Below are 20527 nucleotides of genomic sequence, written 5' to 3'. Positions count from 1 at the left end.
CGAGCCGCGCGCAGCGCCGGTCGATCGCTCAGATGAAAGCGGCGCGATCGAATCCGATCCAATCGCCTGCAAAACGTACCGCCAACGAAACAATGAGCCTGTCAATTACGCACGGAAAGTTTCGCAAGCTGGCTGGTATGTGCACTGGCGCGCTTCGGCGCAAGCACTCGCAAAGGTGAGGGTTTTCGGGAGCAACGGCGTTGTTCGGAATGTTGTTCGAAAATCCTTGTTCAAAGCGCCTCGTTCGACATCACGCCTTCGAATACCAGTAGGGTTATGCCTGCGGCACGTACACGAAGCATTGAACCGGCCGTTACGTGTGAGGTCCATCCTCGGCAGCGGGCGAAGTCCGCCGCGGCGTCGCGCGTGCACGATGCAACTTTCAAACCACGGATTCTGATCATGGAACGCACCTTCCTTCCCTTTGAATCGCCGTTGCTCCGGCGAATCGCCGCGCCGGTCACCGCCTTCGGCACCGATGAACTTCGCGCGCTCATCGCCGACATGTTCGATACGATGCGCGGCGGCCGCGGCGTCGGTCTTGCCGCGCCGCAGATCGGTGTCGATCAACGCATCGTCGTGCTCGAGTTTCCGGGCGGCGAACGCGCGCCGGGCGAGGCGCCGGTGCCGCCGACCGCGCTCATCAATCCGGTGATCACATCGGGCGATGGCGCAGTGGAAGATGTCGAAGGCTGCTTCAGCGTGCCGGGCAAGCGCGGTTACGTCACGCGCCACTCGCGCATTTCCTATGTCGCGTACGACGTCGACGGCAATGACATCGGCGGCGAAGCGCACGGCTTTCATGCGCGCATCATTCAGCACGAGGTCGATCATCTGAACGGCATTCTCTATGTCGACGTCGCAAACCGGACGGAACCCTGGGATAGGGCAGCGGCGCAAATCAAGGAATGAGTTGCTGAAAGTAAGGTGAGGCGGGGTGAAGCGGCGCGCTTCACTTCACGCAACTCCCGAAAATCCTCACCTTTGCGAAATTTGGCCTCAGCAGTGTGTAAATCGCAGCAATGCGTCCGCAATACGACGCCGCTGCGTAACGGCTTTGCCCGTCTGTCTGCAGCGTCGATACGAAGCGCCTAAGCTAGTACGAGTGACGAATGGAGTGGCAGCACCCCGAATCCGGATCCAAGGAGATCGCCATGATCGAAGTTGTCCAGGCATTCGACCGCGCGCCCATCAGGCAGCTTCCGGGCGACGATTCGGCCGCGCTCGAGCGCAAGCTTGCCACCGCATCGAAACTGTTCAAGGATCGAAAGGGGTGGCTCAAGCCTCACCAACGAATCGACATACTGCGCAAGCTCGCGACGCTGATGGAAGCGAAGCGCGAACACTTCGGCCGCCTCATCGCGCGTGAAGGCGGCAAGCCCTATACCGACGCGCTGATCGAAACGGATCGTGCGATCGACGGCGTGCGCAACGCAGCGGAGCTGTTACGCACGCGCGCCGGCAGCGAGATTCCGATGGGCGTGACGCCCGCCAGCGATAATCGCCGCGCGTGGACGATCGCTGAACCGATCGGCGTCGTCGCCGCGGTTTCGGCTTTCAATCATCCGCTCAATCTGGTCGTGCATCAGGTCGCACCGGCTATTGCGACCGGGTGTCCCGTCATCGTCAAGCCTGCGACCGCGACACCGCTGAGCTGCTTCGAACTGGTCGAGCTCGTTCATCAGGCCGGCATGCCCGAAGGGTGGGTGCAGACTTTTCTGCCGGAAGATCGCGGACTGTCCGAAGCATTCGTCACTGACTCGCGCGTCGCGTTTCTAAGCTTTATCGGCTCGGCGCGCGTGGGCTGGCACTTGCGCTCGAAGCTCGCGCCGGGCGCACGCTGTGCGCTCGAGCATGGCGGCGTCGCGCCGGCGATCGTCGATAAAAGCGCGGACCTCGACCGGATCATCGAACCGATCGCCAAAGGCGGCTATTACCACGCGGGCCAGGTGTGCGTGTCGATTCAGCGCATCTATGTGCATGCAGACCTGCAGAAAGAATTCGTCGAACGCTTCGCGGCGCGCGTGGCTGCGCTGCGCGTCGGCGATCCCGTTTTGCCCGACACCGAAGTCGGGCCGTTGATCACGCCGTCCGAGTCGAACCGTGTCGAAAGCTGGATCGAGGAAGCCGTATCGGCAGGTGCAAAGCAGCTCGGCGGCGGCCGCGTCAATTCGACGACGCTGAAGCCGACCGTGCTCGTGAATCCGCCGAAAGAGGCGAAAGTCTCATCGCTCGAGGTTTTTGGCCCGCTGACCTGCGTCTATCCATTCCAGTCGCTGCAAGAAGCCATTGCTGAAGCCAATTCGCTGCCGGTCGCGTTCCAGTCGAGCATTTTCACGCGCGATCTCGCCTCCGCGTTCGAAGCAGCCGAAGGACTCGACGCATCGGCCGTGATGATCAACGACCACACGGCGTTCCGCACGGACTGGATGCCGTTCGCGGGCCGGCACGAATCCGGCTATGGTGTCGGTGGCATTCCGTACACTGCGCGTGAGATGACGGCGGAAAAGATGATCGTGTTCAAGCTTTAAAGTTTTGAATCTCGAACGGCTGTGGCCGGGTCAAATAGTTTTGACTTGGCCTTCAACCAGCACAACCGTTTCCGGCGATAGCGTCCAAGATTTGCAAAAACAAAGTTGTGACTTGGTAGCGCGCACGCGTGAATGCCTGGCGATTGACGTGGCCGGATCGATTCGCTCGGGGCGCGTGATTGAAGTGCTGTCCCAGCTGGTCAGCGTTCATGGTGCGCCTCGCTACCTGCGCTCTGACAACGGTCCGGAGTTTGTGTCGCGGGCTATCCTGAAGTGGGTTGCGCACAACAACATGGACATGCCGCTCAGCGATCCCGGCAAGCCGTGGCAGAACGGCGGGGACGAGAGCTTTAACGGCAAGTTCCGGGATGAATGTCTTAGCCTTGAAGCAATCGAGGCCGTTCTCCAAGATTAAAACGATCCGAAGAACTCAGGCAGGTCAGTCGGCTTCCGTTTAGCGACGTTCGTGCGGACCGAAGCGCTCGTTGAACGAAAATGCGGCGGGACTCGCACCCGTGTCATGTAGCAGCTCGAGTTTTGCCGTCCCTTGCGCCCAGGTCGGCGTTTCCGCGTCGTCAATCCACCACAAGACCAGACCCGGCCAACGGCCTTTTACAAACCAGTCGTACCGCCGTTTGAGAGCGTCGCGATGATGGACTCCCTGGTAAACAAAATTCCTGACGGAGTCGATGTCGCGCCATAAAGACAAGGTAGCAATAGCCGTTAGCTTGTCCGGTTCGAGGCTACCCTCGTAAAGCCGCGGCAAGACGTAGGTGCCCCAAGCACCGAAATCGTGGCCTAGGGCGGGTTTTCCCTTCAGGTCCGGTCTCGCGGTACCGGCATGATCGATATAGCCATCCGACGCACGCGCTTCGCCAAACACCTCGAGAGTGGCCGACTGAAAGCTGGCCGTCTCGGCGGCCTCCCAGTCGCTCCTCAAGATTCCAAATGTGTAGATCGCCAGGCGAGTCATGATCCATATGCTCCCTTTCCCGGTAGCGCATGTGCGCACTGATATACGCATAACGCCTCCAATCACTCACGTATTCCCAATTCCGGGATAGGGCACCGGCCACCAGAATTCGGCGTCGGATCAATCGATCGTCATATCGAATCCATTGAGCAGGAGCTGAGAGTGCCGCTTGCCATGCCCGGAGCCGTGGTCTTGACCATCGCCTCCGGCGATCACATTGGCGTGAGGTGTGGCAAGGAAGTAGCCGTCTACGATGTGCTTTGCTCAGGTTTGGTTACAGCACTCGACCGAGGAAGTCGTGAATCCGTCCCGCGATCTCGTCGCTCTTGTCGGCGAGAGCGCAATGACCGCTGTCCGTCAAATGGATCTCGGCATTCGGCACGACTTCGCGATATCGCTGCTGGCTATCGGCTGGGAAAAGAATGTCGTTTTTTCCGCTCACGACAAGCGTCGGCGGTTTTTGCGCGCGCAGGTAGTCCTGGGCACTCTTGAGTGCGGGGCCGTTCGTGCGGATGTCGTAGAGCAGATCGAGCGAAGTATCCGCTGCACCCGGGCGCTGCAACGAGAAAAAGTCGATTTGCCACTGATTCGGATCGGTCAGCGACGTATCGCGCACACCCGAGACGTACAGATCGCGGATCACGTCGAGGGTTAGATAGTGTTGCCGGACCTTCTCCCGACTGTCCGCTGTACCGTCCTTCCAGTACGGCACGAGCGGCCCGAACCAGGGGCTTGCGCCGAGGAACAGCGGATTGTTTTGCGCGATTAGGGCTTTCATTCGGTGAGGCGTTTTCATCATCACGCGATAGCCGACGAGACCGCCGAAATCCGTTGCGTATAAGACGTACTGTCCAATGCCGACCTTATCGATGAACTTGCTGATGACTTCTCCGAGCGCGTCGAACGTGTACGGGGTGTGCGAGCGGTCGGGGACATCGCTGTTGCCGAAGCCGGGATAGTCCGGAGCGAAGACATGGTAGTTCACCGACAGCTCGCGGATGAGATCGCGAAACATCGCCGATGACGACGGCCAGCCAGGCAGCAACAGCACGACCGGCGCGCCGGGTGCGCCGGCTTCGCGATAAAAGATCGAAGCTCCGTTGATTTCCACTGTACGGTAGCGGGTCGGGTAAGCCGGGTTTCCAGCCAGGGACGATTTTCCATCCGCCTTGACGGTCCGGGCTTCGGCCGAAGTCGCGGATACGGCGAGAGCTGTGGCACCAGCGAGAAGACTCGTGGTAAAGGAACGACGCGTAATCATGAAGGGCTTGTCCTGCGAAGGTTAAACAGAACCATCCGTCGTCGCGTGGAGAACCGGACTTCATGACGACGTCTGGGGCGAATCGACAATCGCCGGCTCAACCGGCGAATGTCTTTATCGATCCGGCAGCCGAGGCAATGGCGGCATTCAGGCGCCGAGGTGCAACGACATGTACTCCAGCTTTCGGTTGTCGGTCGCCCACAGATGCTCGACTTGCTGCGCAAGCGGATCGGGGAAGATGTAGGCGCGCCCTGCGGCAATGCCTTCCACGATATGGACAGCGGCAGACTCGGGCGTCGCCTTGTCGGGATAAGGCAGATCTCTCGCCAGAACCGTGTCGATCGGTCCAGGGTAGATGCCGACGACGGTGACGTTGTCTTTTTCCAAGGCTCCGCGCAAGGACTGGGTCAGGGAGTGCAGTGCCGCCTTGGAAGCCGAGTAACCGGTTATTAGCGGCACGGCTGACAGGCCGACGATGCTGCACAAATTCGCGATGGTGCCGGACTTGCGGGCCACGAGCTGCGGCGTAAACGCCCGCAGAACGCGAAGGGTTCCGAGGTAGTTTGTCTGCATGTCACCTTCAAAGCTATCCCAGCTGTTGCCGAGATAATTGCCGAAGGCCATTGTGCCTGCGTTGTTGACGAGTACGTCGAGGTCCTGCACTGCTGCGGCAGCCTCGTTGACGGATGCGTCGCTTGTGATATCCATTTGCAGCGGGACGACCCGCAAGTCTTCGAAGGACGGCAACGTCTTCGGATCGCGCACCGTGGCATAGACCTTCGCCACACCGGCGTTCAGCAATTCTTTCACGATGGCGGCACCGATGCCGCGATTGGCGCCACTTACCAGCGCCACTTTGTTAGAAAGAGTCATGTTCTTCTCCTGAATGTCGAAAATCGCCCGGTGGGAGACGTCGATTGACGAGGTGTTATGGCTGGAAGGCAAGCATTCGGGATCGAATCCCAAAGGAAGGTCGATCGATTCAGTATCGAGTCTGAAAATCGAGGACGCCCCGAGAGGCGTCCGGCCATTCGGCTCGCGCAGGACGGAGGGCTGAGGCAAGGGCCTCGCCGCGAAGCCTCAGACGCAAGTCGATCACGTGCGCACGGCACCTGTTGTCGAGGCCACCATGTGCGTGAAGCACATTTTGCGAAAAGGTCGGCCATTGAATTTGATCCTCTAAGTTGAGCAAGAACGATATGGGCCAGCGCGCATCAGTCTCGAGACGGGCATCACATGTAAACGACATCGTTTACTAAGACGTATATGTAAACTGCGTCGTTTACTTTGTCAATGAAAGTTGTTATAAAAGCGGAGTGGACTTCACAAGGATGGAGAGATGGAGCAGAGCACGGAGGTCGAAGGCAAGAAGCTCGAGATTGTGAAATATGCGTTCGATCGCTTCTACGAAGCAGGCTTCCACGCAACGGGAATGGAAGCGGCCCTAGCCGGCAGCGGCATATCCAAGCGCACGCTCTACAAGTATTTCTCGTCGAAGGAAGAACTGATCGAGGCCGTCTTACGGCTCTACAGCAAAGGCGTCGTGCATGAACTCTTCGATCCGGTCGCGCATATCAGCGACCCGCGCGAGCAGATCATTGAGTTCTTCGATGTCAGCAAGATTGCTGGCCGGATGCTTACGCGCGGCTGTCTCGGAATGAAGGCGGCACAAGAATATGCCGGGAAGCACGACGGCATCGTCGAGCTCGGCATAGCGGCGAGTTCGCGCGGGGAAGTGAAGTTCCTCGAACTGTGCAAGCGGGCGGGATTTGCCAAGCCTCAGCGGCTTGCGAAGCAACTCAATCTGCTCCTTCAGGGGGCATTAGCGCTATCGCACGCTTCGGGAGAAACGTCAGCGTTCCTGCTGGCAAAGGACGTGGCATTGACGATCCTGGATAACGCGCGTCCGGTGCAGCGTGCGCGTTCAGGATCGTAGAGTTTCGCCAGGCTGTTGATTTGCACGGAATCCTGACAAAGAAGAGGTACGGACAAAAACGTGGACAACCGCGAGGTAGTTCATCATCGGCCCGAACAAGACATCGAATCCGGCACCCGCGGAATTTTTCATTTTTTAACAGAATTACCGGACGCCGGAAGCAACGTATGAAAACTGATCATAGGTTTTACACGTGGAATGGCATGCCGGTAGATCATCACGAATGGGTCAACGAGCTAGCGATTCACGGCTGGAAGTGCCGCCTCGATGCTTCGCACTCCGGCCCGTCGGCATTGAATATTGCACGCGCGGGTCAGGCCCTCGTCTCGAGCGTCCAGGCAGCATGGTTTGCAGTATCGCCGGGTTCGCCCCATCCCAGCGCAGCCTGGAATGAGGAGCGTCTGATCGTGCAGGTGGTGAAAAGTGGCGCGCTCTTCGTCGAACAACGCGGACAAACGACGAGGTTTGGACCGGGGGACGTTGCTGTGCTCGACCCGCAGCGTGCGTTCACCGAGTCGTTTCGCGAAACGACGCACATGTCGGTACTAAGCATTCCAAAGTCTTCCTTACGCGAGCGAGGATTGCGCGACAGATTGCCAATGTTCGTGCGCCCGAATCCCGCTTTGGCGGACGTCGAAGCGGTACGCGGACTGGTGCTCTATCTTGCCTCGTTATCGGGCAGGGCAAGCGAGACGATACTCTCGCGGCTCGGGGAGCAGTGCATCGACCTGATGGACGTACTTGTCGATGACCGTGACGATCCCAAATTGCGATCATCGGGTGCGGCTAACGTGTTGCTCGCGAAACAATTGATCGCGCGACGTATAGGCGACCCCGATCTGAACGCCGAGCGGATCGCGGCCGAACTGAATGTGTCGAGAAGCAGCCTCGAACGTGCATTGCGGGCCAATGGCCTTTCGGTGATGAGCTATGTGTGGTCGTTGCGTCTTGAGCGGGCAGCGCAGCGATTGCTTGTCGACACGTCGCATGGTGCGATAAAAAGAATCATATTTCAATGCGGCTTTTCAAACCATGCCCACTTTAGCCGTGCGTTCAAAGCCCGTTACGGCATGACACCGCGTGAGTATGCCGCAGAAAATAAAGAGGTGAGCAGCGCAACGACGCAACAAACACTGAGACATGTTGTGGCAGGCGTGGGACCATCGTGAGCCGCCTCGCCGTCCTCGATGGCTGCCGCCTGGATCTGCTTGTCCGTGAGCCACTTGAGCCACGGGTCTCTCCTTGACAATTCGACAATTCGTGACACTGGTCGAAAACTTCAGCAGGTCGAAAAGCCAAACGCCCGAAATGCCCGCCCTGCAAAGGAAGTCACAACTTATCGTTCGCACGACAGAGCAATTGCATGGTTCTCAGAAACACGGTTTTTGGAAATCGAGGTGGGCCCAGCAAGGCAGGTCGCATCTTTCTTACCAAAAAAGCGGGCAAATTGAACAAGTCACAGCTTTATTACCAAATTACACGGCCGGCTAGAACTTCACCCGCAACTGAAACCCGATCGTGAATGGCAAGTCATCCGAAGGAATCGGCGGAATCACGATAAAGTTGATCCCGACGCGCTTGTATTCGGTCATCACGATCGGCGCGACGACCGGCCCGATCGAGTGATTGTGTCCGAAGCCCCAGTCGCTGTAGTTGTAGCCGGAAATCAGGCCGCCCATGATGGCGAGCCTGACGAAACCCCAATGAGCAAACTCGGGCGCCCATGCGCCGCCGCCGTAGAACGAGGGCCGGCGCAACGAGTTGCGAAAGCCGCCCGCCGTCAGTATCCACTGGTTGTTGAGCCAGCACTCAATGCCAAGGCCCGGATTGAATTGCTCGAGGTGGGAGTCGGGGTCCGGATCGACGTGATAGGACGCGAACATGGCGTCGACCCACACGCCGCCGCCGCACCACTCCGCATAAGCAGACGATGCCGCCAGCCCGACCGTGAGCGCCGCGGCTGCGCGGCACACAATTTTCCCGGTGTTCTTGTTCTGCCGTAAGCGCATGTCGTCTCCGCCGGCGGCCGGATGCCGGTTTCGTCAGAACTGCGGTCTTTATCGATTGGCGTCTTTAATACGCGCTGCAAATACGGCGTACTGCAATGCTCACTGTAACCCACAATCGACGACTTTCCGGCGGACGATATTCGGAAAACGAATGACAAAACGGTGAACGTCCGGCAGGAACGTTCACCGTTGGCGGTGCGTAGTAAAGGTTCGACCGGCGTTAATCAGAGGCCGAGATCGGACAGGCCCGGATGATCGTCGGGGCGACGGCCAAGCGGCCAGCGGAACAGGCGGTCGGTTTCGCGGATCGGCATTTCGTTGATGCTGGCGTGGCGATGCGCCATCAGGCCGTTATCGTCGAATTCCCAGTTCTCGTTGCCGTATGCGCGGAACCAGTTGTTCGAATCGTCATGGAACTCGTATGCGAAACGCACCGCGATGCGGTTGCCGCCGAACGCCCACAGTTCCTTGATCAGCCGGTAGTCGAGTTCGCGCTTCCATTTACGGCGCAGCAATTCGACGATTTCCGGACGGCCCGTCGCGAATTCGACGCGATTGCGCCACACGCTTTGCGGCGTATAGGCAAGCGATACACGTTCGGGATCGCGCGTGTTCCATCCGTCTTCGGCGCCGCGCACTTTCTGGATGGCCGTTTCGCGTGTGAACGGCGGAAAGGGCGGACGGGATTCGATCTCTGCCATGATGACCTCCTAAGGTCGCTAAGTCTGGTTACGGTCTCTTGCGGTGGATGGCTGCCCGCCCGATCGCGGACGGGTGTGAGGCTGGGTTTGGGACTGGGTTTGGGACTGGGTTTGGGACTGGGTTTGGGACTGGGTTTGGGACTGGGTGTGGGGCTTGTTGTGAGCGTGATAAGCAGCGAGCACATGTTCGGCCGCGCTACGCGCATCGAGCGCCGCGTCCGGGTCGCCGCTAACAAGCGCAACACCGATCGCGCCGTCGAGCAGCACGAGCAGCTGACGCGAAAGCCTTTCCGCGCGCCGCGCGTCGACGCCGATCGATGCAACGAATTCATCGCATTGCGTGCGCACGAACGCGAGCAGACGCTCCTTGTGCTCGCGCGCGACGACGCGAATCGGATCGTCGGGCGACGCAATTTCACCGGCCGCGTTCAGAAACGCGCAGCCGTGAAAACCATCGGAAGCGAACCATTCACGCAGTACATCGAACATGCCAAGCAGACGCGCATGCGGCCGTTTTCCGTGGCGCAGCGTGCCTTCGATAAACCATTTCATCCAGCGCTCGTCGCGCCGCTCGAGTGCGGCCGCCACGAGCGCGTCCTTCGATTCGAAATACGTATAAAAGCTTTTGCGCGCGGTGCCCGACTGCTTGACGATCGCGTCGACGCCGGTTGCATGGATGCCGCCCGCGTAAATCAACGCTTCGGCCGCTTCGAGCAGCCGGTCGCGCGCGGAACTGGAAGCCGACGCGGAAGCAGACGAGGATTCGTTCGAGGTAGCCATGCGGCGAATGGTAGAACGGTCATTCTACCTCGTCAAGCATTCTTTTTTGGACGATGTGTCCTGTTGGATTGGCGGCTGAAGTTAAAGGTAATGGGCGCCAGCTTCGATGGCTCGCGTAAGTACCTTGCGAAAAGCTGTCCGTGCGCTATCGTTCGGGATGCGTGTCGAATCGATGGGAGACAAAAGTCATGAAGAAATCCGCCGCCCGCGCAGCCGCCGTCGTGCGCGCGTCTTTGCTCGTCGCTGCTGCGACGTTCGTGATAAACGCGTGCACACCGCTCGAGGTGGTCACCCATACGGTCAGCACCACGGAGTCGCGCGTCCCGACTGGCACCTACAAGCTCGACCCGAGTCATTGGAGCGTCACGTTCGACGTCGATCACTTCAAGTATTCGCGCTTCGTGATGCGCTTCGATCGCGTCACCGGTCAGCTCGACTGGCGTCAAGGCGGCATGGCGAACAGCTCGGCGGCCATTACGATCGATGCCGCGAGCATCGACACGAATGTACCGCTGCTCGACAAGATGGTGAAGGGCGATGAGATGCTCGACGTCGCGCGCTATCCGGACATCCGCTTTGTCAGCACGAGTTTCGAGCGCACGGGTGAAACGACCGGCAAGCTGACCGGCGATTTGACGATTCGCGGCACGACGCAGCCGGTCACGCTCGATGTGAAGTTCAACGGCTATGGCGTTGACCCGCTGACCAAGCTCGATACGATGGGTTTTTCGGCGGAAGGCAGCTTTAGCCGCTCGAAGTTCGGCTTGTCGACGTGGTTTCCGGCCGTCGGCGATGACGTGCGCGTGCGGATTCAGGCCGAATTCGACAAGCCGCCGGCGGGCTCGGCGGGCTAGGTCGATACGCGCGGGTTGGAAGGACCTTGCGGATTCGCACGGTCCCGTCTATCGAAATCAAACGGTCCAGTCGAGAATCACCTTGCCGCTTTCGCCGGACAGCATGGTCGCGAATGCCCGCTCGTAATCATCAACGGCAAAGCGATGGGTGAGGATCGGCGACAGATCGAGCCCGCTTTGCAGCATCGCGACCATCTTGTACCAGGTCTCGAACATCTCGCGGCCATAAATGCCCTTGATCTCGAGCCCTTTAAAAATGACCTGATTCCAGTCGATCGACGTTTGCGCCGGCGGAATGCCGAGCAGCGCGACCTTGCCTCCATGATTCATCGCCTCGAGCATGCTGGTGAACGCGCTCGGCACGCCTGACATTTCGAGGCCGACATCGAAGCCCTCGGTCATATGCAGGTCCGCCATCACATCGCGCAGCGTCTCACGCGACACATTGACCGCGCGCGTCGCGCCCATCTTGCGCGCCAGCTCGAGACGATAATCGTTGACATCGGTGATCACGACGTTGCGTGCGCCGACGTGTTTCGCAATCGCGACCGCCATGATGCCGATCGGCCCGGCGCCGGTAATCAGCACATCCTCGCCGACGAGATTGAACGACAGCGCAGTATGCGTCGCATTGCCGAACGGGTCGAAGATCGCGGCGAGGTCGTCGGATATCTCGGGCGGAATCTTGAACGCGTTGAACGCGGGAATCACCAGATATTCGGCAAATGCGCCCTCGCGATTCACGCCGACGCCGACCGTATTGCGGCACAAGTGACGGCGCCCCGCGCGACAATTGCGGCAAAAGCCGCAGGTAATATGACCTTCGCCGGACACGCGGTCGCCAATCGCGAAGCCCCGCACTTCCTGGCCCATTTCAACGATCTCGCCGACGTATTCGTGGCCGACGTGCATCGGCACCGGAATCGTCCTTTGCGCCCAGTCGTCCCACTTCCAGATATGGATATCGGTGCCGCAAATCGCGGTGCGCGTGATGCGGATCATCACATCGTTATGGCCGACTTCGGGTTTCTTGACGCGGGTCAGCGTGAGACCCGGCGCGCGTTCGAGTTTTGCCAATGCTTTCATTGAGGTGCCTGCGAGTGTTCGGGTGTTCCAGTGACGCGAAGTAGCTGCAGCGCCCGCTTCGATTTCGATTTCAGATAACGCCGAGTGAACGGCCGACGCGCGCGAATGCATCGACCGCGCGATCGATCTGTTCAGGCGTATGCGCTGCGCTCATCTGCGTACGGATTCGCGCGCGGCCGCGCGGCACGACCGGAAACGAAAAGCCGATCACATAGACGCCTTCGTGCAGCAACGCATCGGCCATCTTCGATGCGAGTTGCGCATCGCCGAGCATCACGGGGATGATCGGATGCTCGCCCGGTACGAGCGTGAAGCCCAGCGCACTCATCGCGCGGCGGAAATGCGCGCCGTTTGCGCGCACGCGTTCGCGCAGCCGCGCGCCTTCGTGGCTATCGAGCAGTTCGAGCACCTTCAGCGACGCGGCCGCGATGCTCGGCGTCAGCGTGTTCGAAAACAGATACGGACGCGAACGCTGCCGCAGCAGATCGATAATTTCCTTGCGCGCCGCGACGTAACCGCCGGACGCACCGCCCAGCGCCTTGCCGAGCGTGCCGGTGATGATGTCGACGCGCGACAGCACGCCGCAATGCTCGGGCGTGCCGCGGCCATGCTCGCCGATAAAACCGACCGCGTGCGAATCGTCGACCATCACGAGCGCGCCGTAGCGGTCCGCAAGATCGCAGATGCCGGCGAGGTTCGCGATGATGCCGTCCATCGAAAACACACCGTCGGTTGCGATCAGCTTGAAGCGCGCGCCTGCCGCATCGGCTTCTTGCAGTTTGGCTTCGAGGTCCGCGAGATCGTTGTTCTTGTAGCGAAAGCGCTTCGCCTTCGCGAGCCGCACGCCGTCGATGATGCTGGCGTGATTGAGTTCGTCGCTGATAATCGCGTCGTTTTCGTCGAGCAGCGTTTCGAACAGACCGCCGTTCGCATCGAAACAGCTCGAATAGAGGATGCAATCGTCGGTCTGCAAAAACGTGGACAGCGCGCGTTCGAGTTCCTTATGCACGGTCTGCGTGCCGCAAATGAAACGCACCGACGCCATGCCGAAGCCGTCGCGCTCAAGCCCGTCTTTCGCGGCCGCAATTAAACGAGGATCGTCGGCGAGGCCCAGATAGTTGTTCGCGCAGAAGTTCAGCACGTCGGCGCCGCCTTCGAGCGTGATGTCGGCCGCCTGCGGACTCGCAATCACACGTTCCGTCTTATAGAAGCCGTCGGCGCGAATCTGGTCGAGCGTGCCGCGCAAATGGGAAAGGAAAGCATCGCGCATGAATCAGCTCCTGTTCGAATGAGCGGCCCACGTGTACCTGGATGTGCTTCGACGCGCGGCGGCCTGTTATAGTCGATTGTCAGCTTTACCGGAAAAATTCGATTTTTCGAACTCAGGTTCGGTATATCGAACAACTCTAAACGATGGGTCAGTAAATGGCAAGCTCGGAATCCCCCCGTGGGTCGCATGCGTCGCGCACCTCGCGCAGTGCAGCAGTATCGGCGGCAGCGAGCGCGGCAAGCACGCCCTCCGGTTCAACCGTGACCGCGCCGCCGCGCGTGGGCGAACAGATCCAGCGGCTGCGCGGCGAACGCAAAATGACGCTCGACGATCTGTCGCGCGCGGCGGGCGTATCCAAATCGATGCTGTCCGAAATCGAGCGCGACAAGGCGAATCCGACCATTGCGGTCGCATGGCGTCTGACGAATGCGCTCGGCGTCAGTCTCGATTCGCTGTTCGCGCCGCCGAAGGCGCCGGAGGCGATCGCCGTATCCGGTCCGCACGAGATCCCCACGTTGAGCGGACACGATGCGAAATACCAGTTGCGTGTGTGGGGACCCATCGAGCTCGCCGGCAAGTTCGAGTGGTATGAGCTTACGCTCGCCGCAGGCGGCGCGCTGGTCTCGAACGCACATGAACCGGGCACGCGCGAGCACCTGACCGTGCTGCACGGCACGATCGACGTCGAAGCGGCGGGCGCAACGAAGCGGCTCAAGGCGGCGGACACCGCGCGCTACGTCGCCGACGAGCCGCATGCGATTCGCAATGCGGGCAAAGGCGAAGCGAAGGCGCTGCTGGTGGTGATTCACGGCTGAAGGCGCTGCGTTAGCCCGGCAGCGTCGACTTGCAACCAATACTGTATATTTGTACAGTATACGCCCGTCCATCGACTGCGACCGGAGCCGAACATGAACCGCCCGTCCACCGATCCTGATGCCTCACTCGCCGCGCTGCGCTACCAGAATGCGGCGCGCGACCTCGCGCACATCGTCCGGCATATCGCGTCGCGTTACATCGCGCAGCAGGTTCCGCTCACGTGGCGTCTGCTCCATGCGATCGAAGCAGAGGCGCTCGCCGACCTCGGTTTCGCCAGCCGGCACGACGCGCTGATGCTCGGTCTGTTTCAACGGCCGACGGCGTTGCCTTACCCGGAAACCGATGACCCCGTGGATTTCGGCGCATCGAATGCGTTGCCCGCGGTGTTCGCATTCGCGGTCGTCGCCTATGAAGAAGCGCAGCGGGAAACGGCACGGCTTGCGGCGGGCAAGCAGTCGGCACAAACCGGCAGACGCCGGCCGCGAGCCTGGGGCGGGTAGTGGTGTGAGCCGCGCTCGAACTTCATCGGCTCCTGCATCCGGCGACCTGTTCGACCGCGAACGGGAAGACTGGCTGCGCGACCCCGCGGTCGCATTCGACGCGTGGCTTGCAAACCAGCAGTTTCGTGCTTCATCGGCACAGGTCTATCGTGCGCAGTGGGGACTCTTTCTCGAGTGGCTGCAAGCGCGGCGCAAAACTCTGGCAACCGTCGACCGCCGTTCGATCGCCGATTTCGTCGCGGGCCTGTCGATCCGCAAGCCACAGCGCGCGCGGTATTTGCGGCTCATCGAACGCGTGCTCGATCACGTTCGCTCGATCGAAGCCGCTTCAACGAATCCGGCGCGTTTCATTGCACAGGATGGCGAAGCGGGCTGGCGCAACGCGCGCGACAACGAGCCGACCGGTTTTCTTTCTGCATCTGAACGCACGACGCTGATCGCCCATCTTTCGTCGCCCGTGATCGGTCGATCCGGTGCCGAACGCTGGCGTGAATATCGCGATCGCGCACTCGTCGCAATCTTTCTCGGCGGAGGACTGAAGACCGGCGAAGCCATTGCGTTGACGATGCACAATATCAACGCGGGCACCGGGTGGCTCACCGTCGACGGCGACAATCCGCTGTTGTCGCGCCGCACGCGGCTCGCGCCATTTGCGGTCGCGGTTCTCGGCGCATGGCTCGAAGCGCGTGCGGCCGCGAGCCTTGCAGGTCCGCTGGTGTTTCCGGCGGCGTCATCGGGAAAGCCGATGCACAAGGCAACCGCGCTACGCGCGATCGACGCGCTGATCGACGCAGCGGGAATTGCCGCATCGCGCGAAGCGCGCGCAAGCCCACAGACTTTACGCAATACATTTGCCGCCGATCTCTTCGAAAGCGGCGTTGAAGCGGAACTTGTCGGCGAGTGGCTCGGCTTCGCGCAACCTGTTTCCGCGCATCGGCTACATCGTGCCTGGAAAACCTGGGGATCCGAACAAATAGCCGACGAAGTCGATGAAGGTGAGTCCGGAAGTCACGATGCGTGAACCGGTGATGCGCTTTTCCGCTAGTACTCACCGATGCGCCAAGGTCCCGAAAAGACTCACCTCGCGCGCTCCCGCATAAGCTCACCTTTGCGGAAAAGCCTTGCACGACATGGGCTTACGAAGGCGTCGACACAGTTCCTTCGGAAAGAAAGCGCGCCACCGCTTCGAGTCGCGACGCACCCGTTCCTGATGAATGCTCGCATTCGGGACACGATAATTCGTAGTGGTGATCCACTTGCGACAACTCCGGCTCACCTGCTTCGCATTTCGGACAATGCGCAGGCAACACGACGTGTCCGTCGATTGCCGTGCCGATCGACGCAAGTTCATCGGCACTTAAGCGGCCTGCGCTTGCAAGTGCAAACATCAGACTCGCGACCGAAGGATCGATGCCTTGCTGCGCACGCAGCGCTGTAACCTGTCGTGTCATCGCGTCGAGTTCGTCGGACTGCTCGCGCAATTGCGCATCGAGCCGGTCGCCTCTCGCTTTGGCGGCCGCGAGTTGCTGGATAAAGTCAAACTCCTTGCGGCTCGCATCGCGCACGCCGGACTGATAAGTCGCCGCCATACTGCGCAGCGAATCCAGTTCGACGAGCATCGGCTTCACGCGACGTTCCGCTTCGGACACCGCATCCTTGATCTGCTGCGCGTAGTGTTCAGTGCTTTCGCGCAGTTCCTGGTGAAGCGCGTCGATCCGGTCGCGCAGCGCGGCGTTGGTCGACTGCTCGGCTTCGATGCGTTTCTGCAGCGTCTCGTTTTCCGCATCGAGGCGGCGTACCGACGCCTGCAGACTTTCGTGGTGCGCGCTGCCGTGCGTCGACGCGGCGGCCAGTTGCGCCTCGAGCGCTCGCACGCGTTCCCATGCGGCGTCCGCGCGCGCTTCGCTGCGGGCGATCGCCTGCTCGGCCGCTTCGTGACGAATCTTGCCGTCGTGCGTTTCCTGGTGCGCAGCAGCAATTGACGCCTGCATTTCCGCGCGTTCCTCGTCGAGCGATGTGCGCGCTTCGGCGAGTGCTTCCTGGTACAGTGTGCCGAGCAGCTCTCCGGCGCGCTCTTCGAGCGTCTTCGGAATCGCGCCTGCTCCGACACGCACGCGGGACGCTTGCCGAATGCGCTCCCAGAAGCCATCGATATCCTTCGGAATGTCGCTCGCGCTACCTGTCTGGGTCAGGTCTCGAACGGCAGCCATCGACGGTCGGACGCCGAGATCGAAAAAGAGCCGCTTGCATGCGTGCAGGGAAAGCTCCTGGCGGCGGGCGCCGTCTTGCCGCATTGAATCCAGTTCTCGCCGGATCGCCTCGCGTTCGTCATCGAGGTTCATATAGGCCTCATCGCAGGTAGGATTCGACGAATCATAACAAGTTACGTAATGTTTGCTACGTTTTCCGGAGTTGGCGCGCCGTAAGCCTTGCTCAGTCGTCGTACAACACCCTGTGGGCGCGCTTACCGACGATTGTAAAGGGGCATCCGTGAAACAAAGCGAAGAATAGCCTATAACCTGCTGTAACTAAAAGATTTTCTCGCCTCGCATCATTTCGACCCTATGTTTCACGACACGAAATGATCCCATGATCGGTGTTGACCTTGCTGTTTCTCTCCGCGGCTCGCGGGGCATTCGCTTGAGAGATATAAAAGTAAACACCCTTGAACCTTGGTTAAAAACGTTAACGCCACGGCAAACCCTTACCGGATAAGGATCTCCGGCGAGTCAGGTGAAGTTTTACGGGAGTCTTGGTGAGCCGGCACGGGACTGCGCAGTGATGGGATTCGGGGCACTCGGTGAGGAGCTGCAGGACAGTTCGTGAGCGGGTTCGGGAGAGGCCCGCGAAATCGGCCTGCGGCAAAGGTGAGCGTTTTCGGGGGATAAACGCGCGCAAGCCCCGATTCTGCTGGAATCTCGGGCCTTTGCATCCGACAGCGCCTCGGTGAGCGGCTTCGGGAGGCGTTCCGCCTTCGATTCTGGACGCTTTTTTGCCGTCGAAAATGCATTCGGTGAGCGCGAACGGGAGCGCAGAGCCTTGTCAGGTGAGGCTTTTCGGGGATCGGTGGGCTTTCCCGCGTGGTTTGGAGCGTCGCCGACCCGCAAAGGTGAGGCTTTTCGGGAGTTTTGGGCGCGTTTTCGTCCAGAACGGGCAGCCGAAGATGGCCAAGTCGTTAAAGGTGAGCGAATCCGGGAGAGCATATTGCCGTCGGCCGGTTGCCTGGATCGGCTGGATATCGGTCAAAGGTGAGGCTTTGCGGGATAGTTTCAGGCCGTTAAAAGTGGCTAAGGTGAGGAAATTCGGGACGTGATTTGCGTCCACTCACCGGAAAAGCACAACAGACGGTGGTCGCAACAGGCGACTTCGTCTCTTTCTGCGACCGAGAGGTGAGGGTTTCCGGGAGCGGTTTGAGAATCCGGCTGGGTACCTGGGCCATCGTTGCGAGCGTCTAAGGTGAGGAATTTCGGGATCGGTCGGGCGGTCACGATCCGCTTTATATGTACATCGTAAGTACCAGAATCGATTGGGGATTTTCCGCAGAGCAGCGATAGGTGAGGGTTTGCGGGAGACCGCTGCGGAGCCCCGGAGATCTCATGGAAACCTCCCCGGCTGGCGCTAAGGTGAGAGTTTTCGGGACTCTGGAGCGCGTCTTGTACCCGCTGCAACATGGTGAAGGTCCGATTTCCGCGGTTCTCACGATATTTAAGGTGAGCGTTTTCGGGAATGAGGCGGCGCGGTGAGTCCCCGGGTGTCGCGGTACGGTTGTGAAATCGAGAGGGAGATTGCGGTCCGCGGGTCGTGATCGGACCGCCCGGCCCGCGTGTGCGCTTTCTATGCAGGCAATGTGCCGCCCATACGGCGGGCGCCTCGCCTCAGGCGCGCGATCTGAATGCGGGCGCCTGCGGCCGCCGCTCATGCGAAGCCACCCGAAGCCGGCCGGACATCCGGAATGCCTGCGCCTTCGCCGCACGTTTTGCGTCGCGTAATTGCGACGCTTGCTGAGGTGAGTCGATACGGGAGCCGTGACACGTCGCGAGCAACGGCTTCGTCGCGAGCGACTTTTACGGATGCCGCGACAAGCAACGAACGCCGGAATACCCTGAAAATCCGGAAGGTGAGTCTTTTCGGGAATGGGTCGAGGTGAGTCGCGGTTCGTAAACCCGCTTCACCAGGAAATGGTGAGGGACACCCTATAGACGCACATCACCCCAGTCGGTATCCTTGCGCAAAATCCTTCCCGATCCGACGCATGGCCACGAAGCGCGCGAAGAAAACCGATGTGGTGAGCCCGAGTTCCGCCGAGCTGCGCAAGGCAGTCGAGGCCATCGCGATTCAGCCCAAAAGCGGCAAGATCACGCTCCTTACCCGCAAGCTGTTCAACGTGCTGCTGGCGGTCGCGCAGCAGGCGGACGAGTCAGGCGATACGTATCGCGCGCTCCTGTCCGATATCGTCGCCAACTCCGCATTCGATTCGAACGATACGGCGCTCGTTAAGGAACACCTGCGGCGGATGGTGTCGGTGCAGGTCGAGTGGAGCACCGGTACCTCGAGCCAGAAGCCCGGCCGCAAGTGGGGCATCTCGACGTTGATTGCCGATGCCGAAATTCTCGAAGATCCGGCCACCCGGCGCGTGTGGGTCGAATTCTCGTTTGCGCCGAAGATCAAGAAGAAGCTGCTCGACCCCGTGCAGTACGCGCGTCTGAGCCTGCAGTTCCAGAGCCAGCTGCGCAGTAGCGCGGGCCTCGCGCTCTACGAGATCTGCGTGCGCTATCTGACCAATCCGAGCCATCTGACGATGCGCGAGTCGTGGGAATGGTGGCGGCCCATTCTGTCCGGTACGCCGGACACCGAAGCCGGCGACGAAGCGAAGCGCGAATACAAATACTTCAAGCGCGACTACCTGCGGCCGGCGATTGCCGAGGTCAACGCGGTCACCAACATCTTCGTCGAGCTGATCGAGCATCGCGAAGGGCGGCGCGTCGCCGAGATCCAGTTCCGCGTGACGGAGCGCAAGCAGCCGATGCTGGCGCTCGACGAACATCCGAACGTATTCGACAGCACGCTCGTCGACCGGATGGTGAAAATTGGTATTCCGCTCAAGGAAGCGCAGACGCTTTACGCCGACAGCGAGGAAAATCGGATTCGCGCCGCGCTGCAGATGACCGAGCAACGGATGCGCAGCACAACGCTGCCGCCGGTACGCAGCGCGCCGGCGCTCTTCAAGGATGCGCTGAAGAAGGGCTACGCGCCGCCGGTCGAAGCGCTGCCGCCCGCAAGTGGCGGCAAGGCGTCAGGCGGCGTCCCAGCGGACGATCTGAAGGCCCGGTTGCTGGGCGAATATGCGGCGTACCGGCGCAAGGAAGCGCAAGCGCTCTACGAGGAACAGGGCAATTCTGAGCAGGAGGTGGCGCGCCGGTCGTTCGAGGAAGACGAATTGCCGGATCTCGGCGCACACATGCGCGACGATTGGCGTCGCCGCGGCCTCGATTCGAAGCTTGCCGAGACGGCGTTTTTCGATTGGCTCGCGCGCAAGACCTGGGGCGAGCCGACGGACGGCGATCTGCTCGCTTTCACGTTGAATCAATCGCGCGCGGCTTAAGGCTGCTCGCTCATCTGACCGACTACATTCCATTAGCGGGCGTTGCGCGCGCGGTTATACACGTCTGCATGTGTGCAGCAGGCGGCCGGGAAGCCGCCTGCGTGGCCTGTGTTGCCCGTGCGACCGTGCGACCGTGCGACCGTGCAGCCCGTGCGACCCGTGCGACCCGTGCGACCCGTGCGACCCGTGCGACCCGTGCGACCCGTGC

At 60.5% G+C, this 20527-nt stretch carries 18 protein-coding genes and 1 pseudogene; 10 read left to right on the top strand and 9 right to left on the bottom strand.

The features are described from left to right. The first annotated feature begins 402 nt into the window (after positions 1-402). From def to KZJ38_RS24205, 3 genes and pseudogenes are all read left to right on the top strand, one after another. Positions 403-912, top strand: a complete 510-nt coding sequence (gene def / locus KZJ38_RS24215) for a peptide deformylase (protein WP_219802221.1) — start codon at positions 403-405, stop codon at positions 910-912. Between the two features lie 242 nt (positions 913-1154). Beyond that, a complete protein-coding gene (locus KZJ38_RS24210) occupies positions 1155-2531 on the top strand; it encodes an aldehyde dehydrogenase family protein (protein ID WP_246641978.1) in 1377 nt (458 codons plus the stop codon). 124 nt (positions 2532-2655) lie between these two features. Beyond that, positions 2656-2919, top strand: a pseudogene (locus KZJ38_RS24205) (DDE-type integrase/transposase/recombinase); the annotation flags it as partial. 66 nt (positions 2920-2985) lie between these two features. Here KZJ38_RS24205 and KZJ38_RS24200 read toward each other — a convergent pair. The 3 genes from KZJ38_RS24200 to KZJ38_RS24190 form a co-directional block, all read right to left on the bottom strand. Further along, positions 2986-3504, bottom strand: coding sequence for a DUF3291 domain-containing protein (locus KZJ38_RS24200; RefSeq protein ID WP_219802219.1), 519 nt, complete (start codon positions 3502-3504; stop codon positions 2986-2988). 274 nt (positions 3505-3778) lie between these two features. Beyond that, entirely contained in the window at positions 3779-4615 is an 837-nt protein-coding gene (locus KZJ38_RS24195; protein WP_219802218.1) for an alpha/beta fold hydrolase, read from the bottom strand. 297 nt (positions 4616-4912) lie between these two features. Continuing rightward, complete coding sequence (locus KZJ38_RS24190; protein ID WP_246641977.1) at positions 4913-5827, bottom strand: SDR family oxidoreductase; 915 nt, start codon at positions 5825-5827, stop codon at positions 4913-4915. A gap of 319 nt (positions 5828-6146) precedes the next feature. On the opposite strand from KZJ38_RS24190, the gene KZJ38_RS24185 reads away from it, so the two are divergent. Together KZJ38_RS24185 and KZJ38_RS24180 are read left to right on the top strand one after the other, a co-directional pair. Further along, a complete protein-coding gene (locus KZJ38_RS24185; protein ID WP_219802217.1) occupies positions 6147-6701 on the top strand; it encodes a TetR/AcrR family transcriptional regulator in 555 nt (184 codons plus the stop codon). A 167-nt stretch (positions 6702-6868) separates the two neighbouring features. Beyond that, a complete protein-coding gene (locus tag KZJ38_RS24180) occupies positions 6869-7870 on the top strand; it encodes a helix-turn-helix domain-containing protein (protein ID WP_219802216.1) in 1002 nt (333 codons plus the stop codon). Between the two features lie 318 nt (positions 7871-8188). Here the strand turns inward: KZJ38_RS24180 and KZJ38_RS24175 are convergent, their stop codons facing one another. The 3 genes from KZJ38_RS24175 to KZJ38_RS24165 all read right to left on the bottom strand — a co-directional run bounded on the left by KZJ38_RS24175 (position 8189) and on the right by KZJ38_RS24165 (position 10191). Further along, positions 8189-8710, bottom strand: coding sequence for a hypothetical protein (locus tag KZJ38_RS24175; protein ID WP_219802215.1), 522 nt, complete (start codon positions 8708-8710; stop codon positions 8189-8191). Positions 8711-8934: 224 nt separating this feature from the next. Next, positions 8935-9411 (bottom strand): nuclear transport factor 2 family protein, encoded by a 477-nt coding sequence (locus KZJ38_RS24170; protein WP_219802214.1) that lies wholly within the window; start codon positions 9409-9411, stop codon positions 8935-8937. A gap of 18 nt (positions 9412-9429) precedes the next feature. After that, positions 9430-10191 (bottom strand): TetR/AcrR family transcriptional regulator, encoded by a 762-nt coding sequence (locus KZJ38_RS24165; RefSeq protein ID WP_219802213.1) that lies wholly within the window; start codon positions 10189-10191, stop codon positions 9430-9432. A 188-nt stretch (positions 10192-10379) separates the two neighbouring features. Between KZJ38_RS24165 and KZJ38_RS24160 the strand changes: the two genes are divergently transcribed. Next, positions 10380-11045 carry a YceI family protein gene (locus tag KZJ38_RS24160; RefSeq protein WP_219802212.1) on the top strand — a complete coding sequence of 222 codons (666 nt, stop codon included), beginning with the start codon at positions 10380-10382 and terminating at the stop codon, positions 11043-11045. A gap of 57 nt (positions 11046-11102) precedes the next feature. On the opposite strand, the gene tdh is transcribed toward KZJ38_RS24160, so the two are convergent. Both tdh and KZJ38_RS24150 read right to left on the bottom strand, forming a co-directional pair. Beyond that, positions 11103-12131: an L-threonine 3-dehydrogenase gene (gene tdh / locus KZJ38_RS24155; protein ID WP_219802211.1), complete on the bottom strand. Its 1029-nt coding sequence runs from the start codon at positions 12129-12131 to the stop codon at positions 11103-11105. Between the two features lie 70 nt (positions 12132-12201). Further along, positions 12202-13401, bottom strand: coding sequence for a glycine C-acetyltransferase (locus tag KZJ38_RS24150; RefSeq protein WP_219802210.1), 1200 nt, complete (start codon positions 13399-13401; stop codon positions 12202-12204). 155 nt (positions 13402-13556) lie between these two features. Here KZJ38_RS24150 and KZJ38_RS24145 point away from each other — a divergent pair, with 155 nt between their 5' ends. The 3 genes from KZJ38_RS24145 to KZJ38_RS24135 all read left to right on the top strand — a co-directional run bounded on the left by KZJ38_RS24145 (position 13557) and on the right by KZJ38_RS24135 (position 15738). Then, positions 13557-14216: a helix-turn-helix domain-containing protein gene (locus tag KZJ38_RS24145; protein WP_219802209.1), complete on the top strand. Its 660-nt coding sequence runs from the start codon at positions 13557-13559 to the stop codon at positions 14214-14216. Between the two features lie 93 nt (positions 14217-14309). Next, the gene (locus KZJ38_RS24140; RefSeq protein WP_219802208.1) at positions 14310-14717 is read left to right on the top strand and encodes a DUF2471 family protein; all 408 of its coding nucleotides are present in this window, start codon (positions 14310-14312) and stop codon (positions 14715-14717) included. Positions 14718-14721: 4 nt separating this feature from the next. After that, a complete protein-coding gene (locus KZJ38_RS24135; protein WP_246641976.1) occupies positions 14722-15738 on the top strand; it encodes a tyrosine-type recombinase/integrase in 1017 nt (338 codons plus the stop codon). A gap of 115 nt (positions 15739-15853) precedes the next feature. Here the strand turns inward: KZJ38_RS24135 and KZJ38_RS24130 are convergent, their stop codons facing one another. Further along, positions 15854-17059 carry a DNA-binding protein gene (locus KZJ38_RS24130; RefSeq protein ID WP_219802206.1) on the bottom strand — a complete coding sequence of 402 codons (1206 nt, stop codon included), beginning with the start codon at positions 17057-17059 and terminating at the stop codon, positions 15854-15856. Positions 17060-18969: 1910 nt separating this feature from the next. Here KZJ38_RS24130 and KZJ38_RS24125 point away from each other — a divergent pair. Then, positions 18970-20319 (top strand): replication initiation protein, encoded by a 1350-nt coding sequence (locus KZJ38_RS24125; RefSeq protein ID WP_219802205.1) that lies wholly within the window; start codon positions 18970-18972, stop codon positions 20317-20319. Positions 20320-20527: the final 208 nt, after the last annotated feature.

This window comes from Paraburkholderia edwinii (genome assembly GCF_019428685.1).
GTDB classification, from domain to species: Bacteria; Pseudomonadota; Gammaproteobacteria; order Burkholderiales; family Burkholderiaceae; genus Paraburkholderia; species Paraburkholderia edwinii.
The sequence above is the reverse complement of the archived record's forward strand: the minus strand, read 5'-3'. Positions and strand labels throughout refer to the sequence as shown.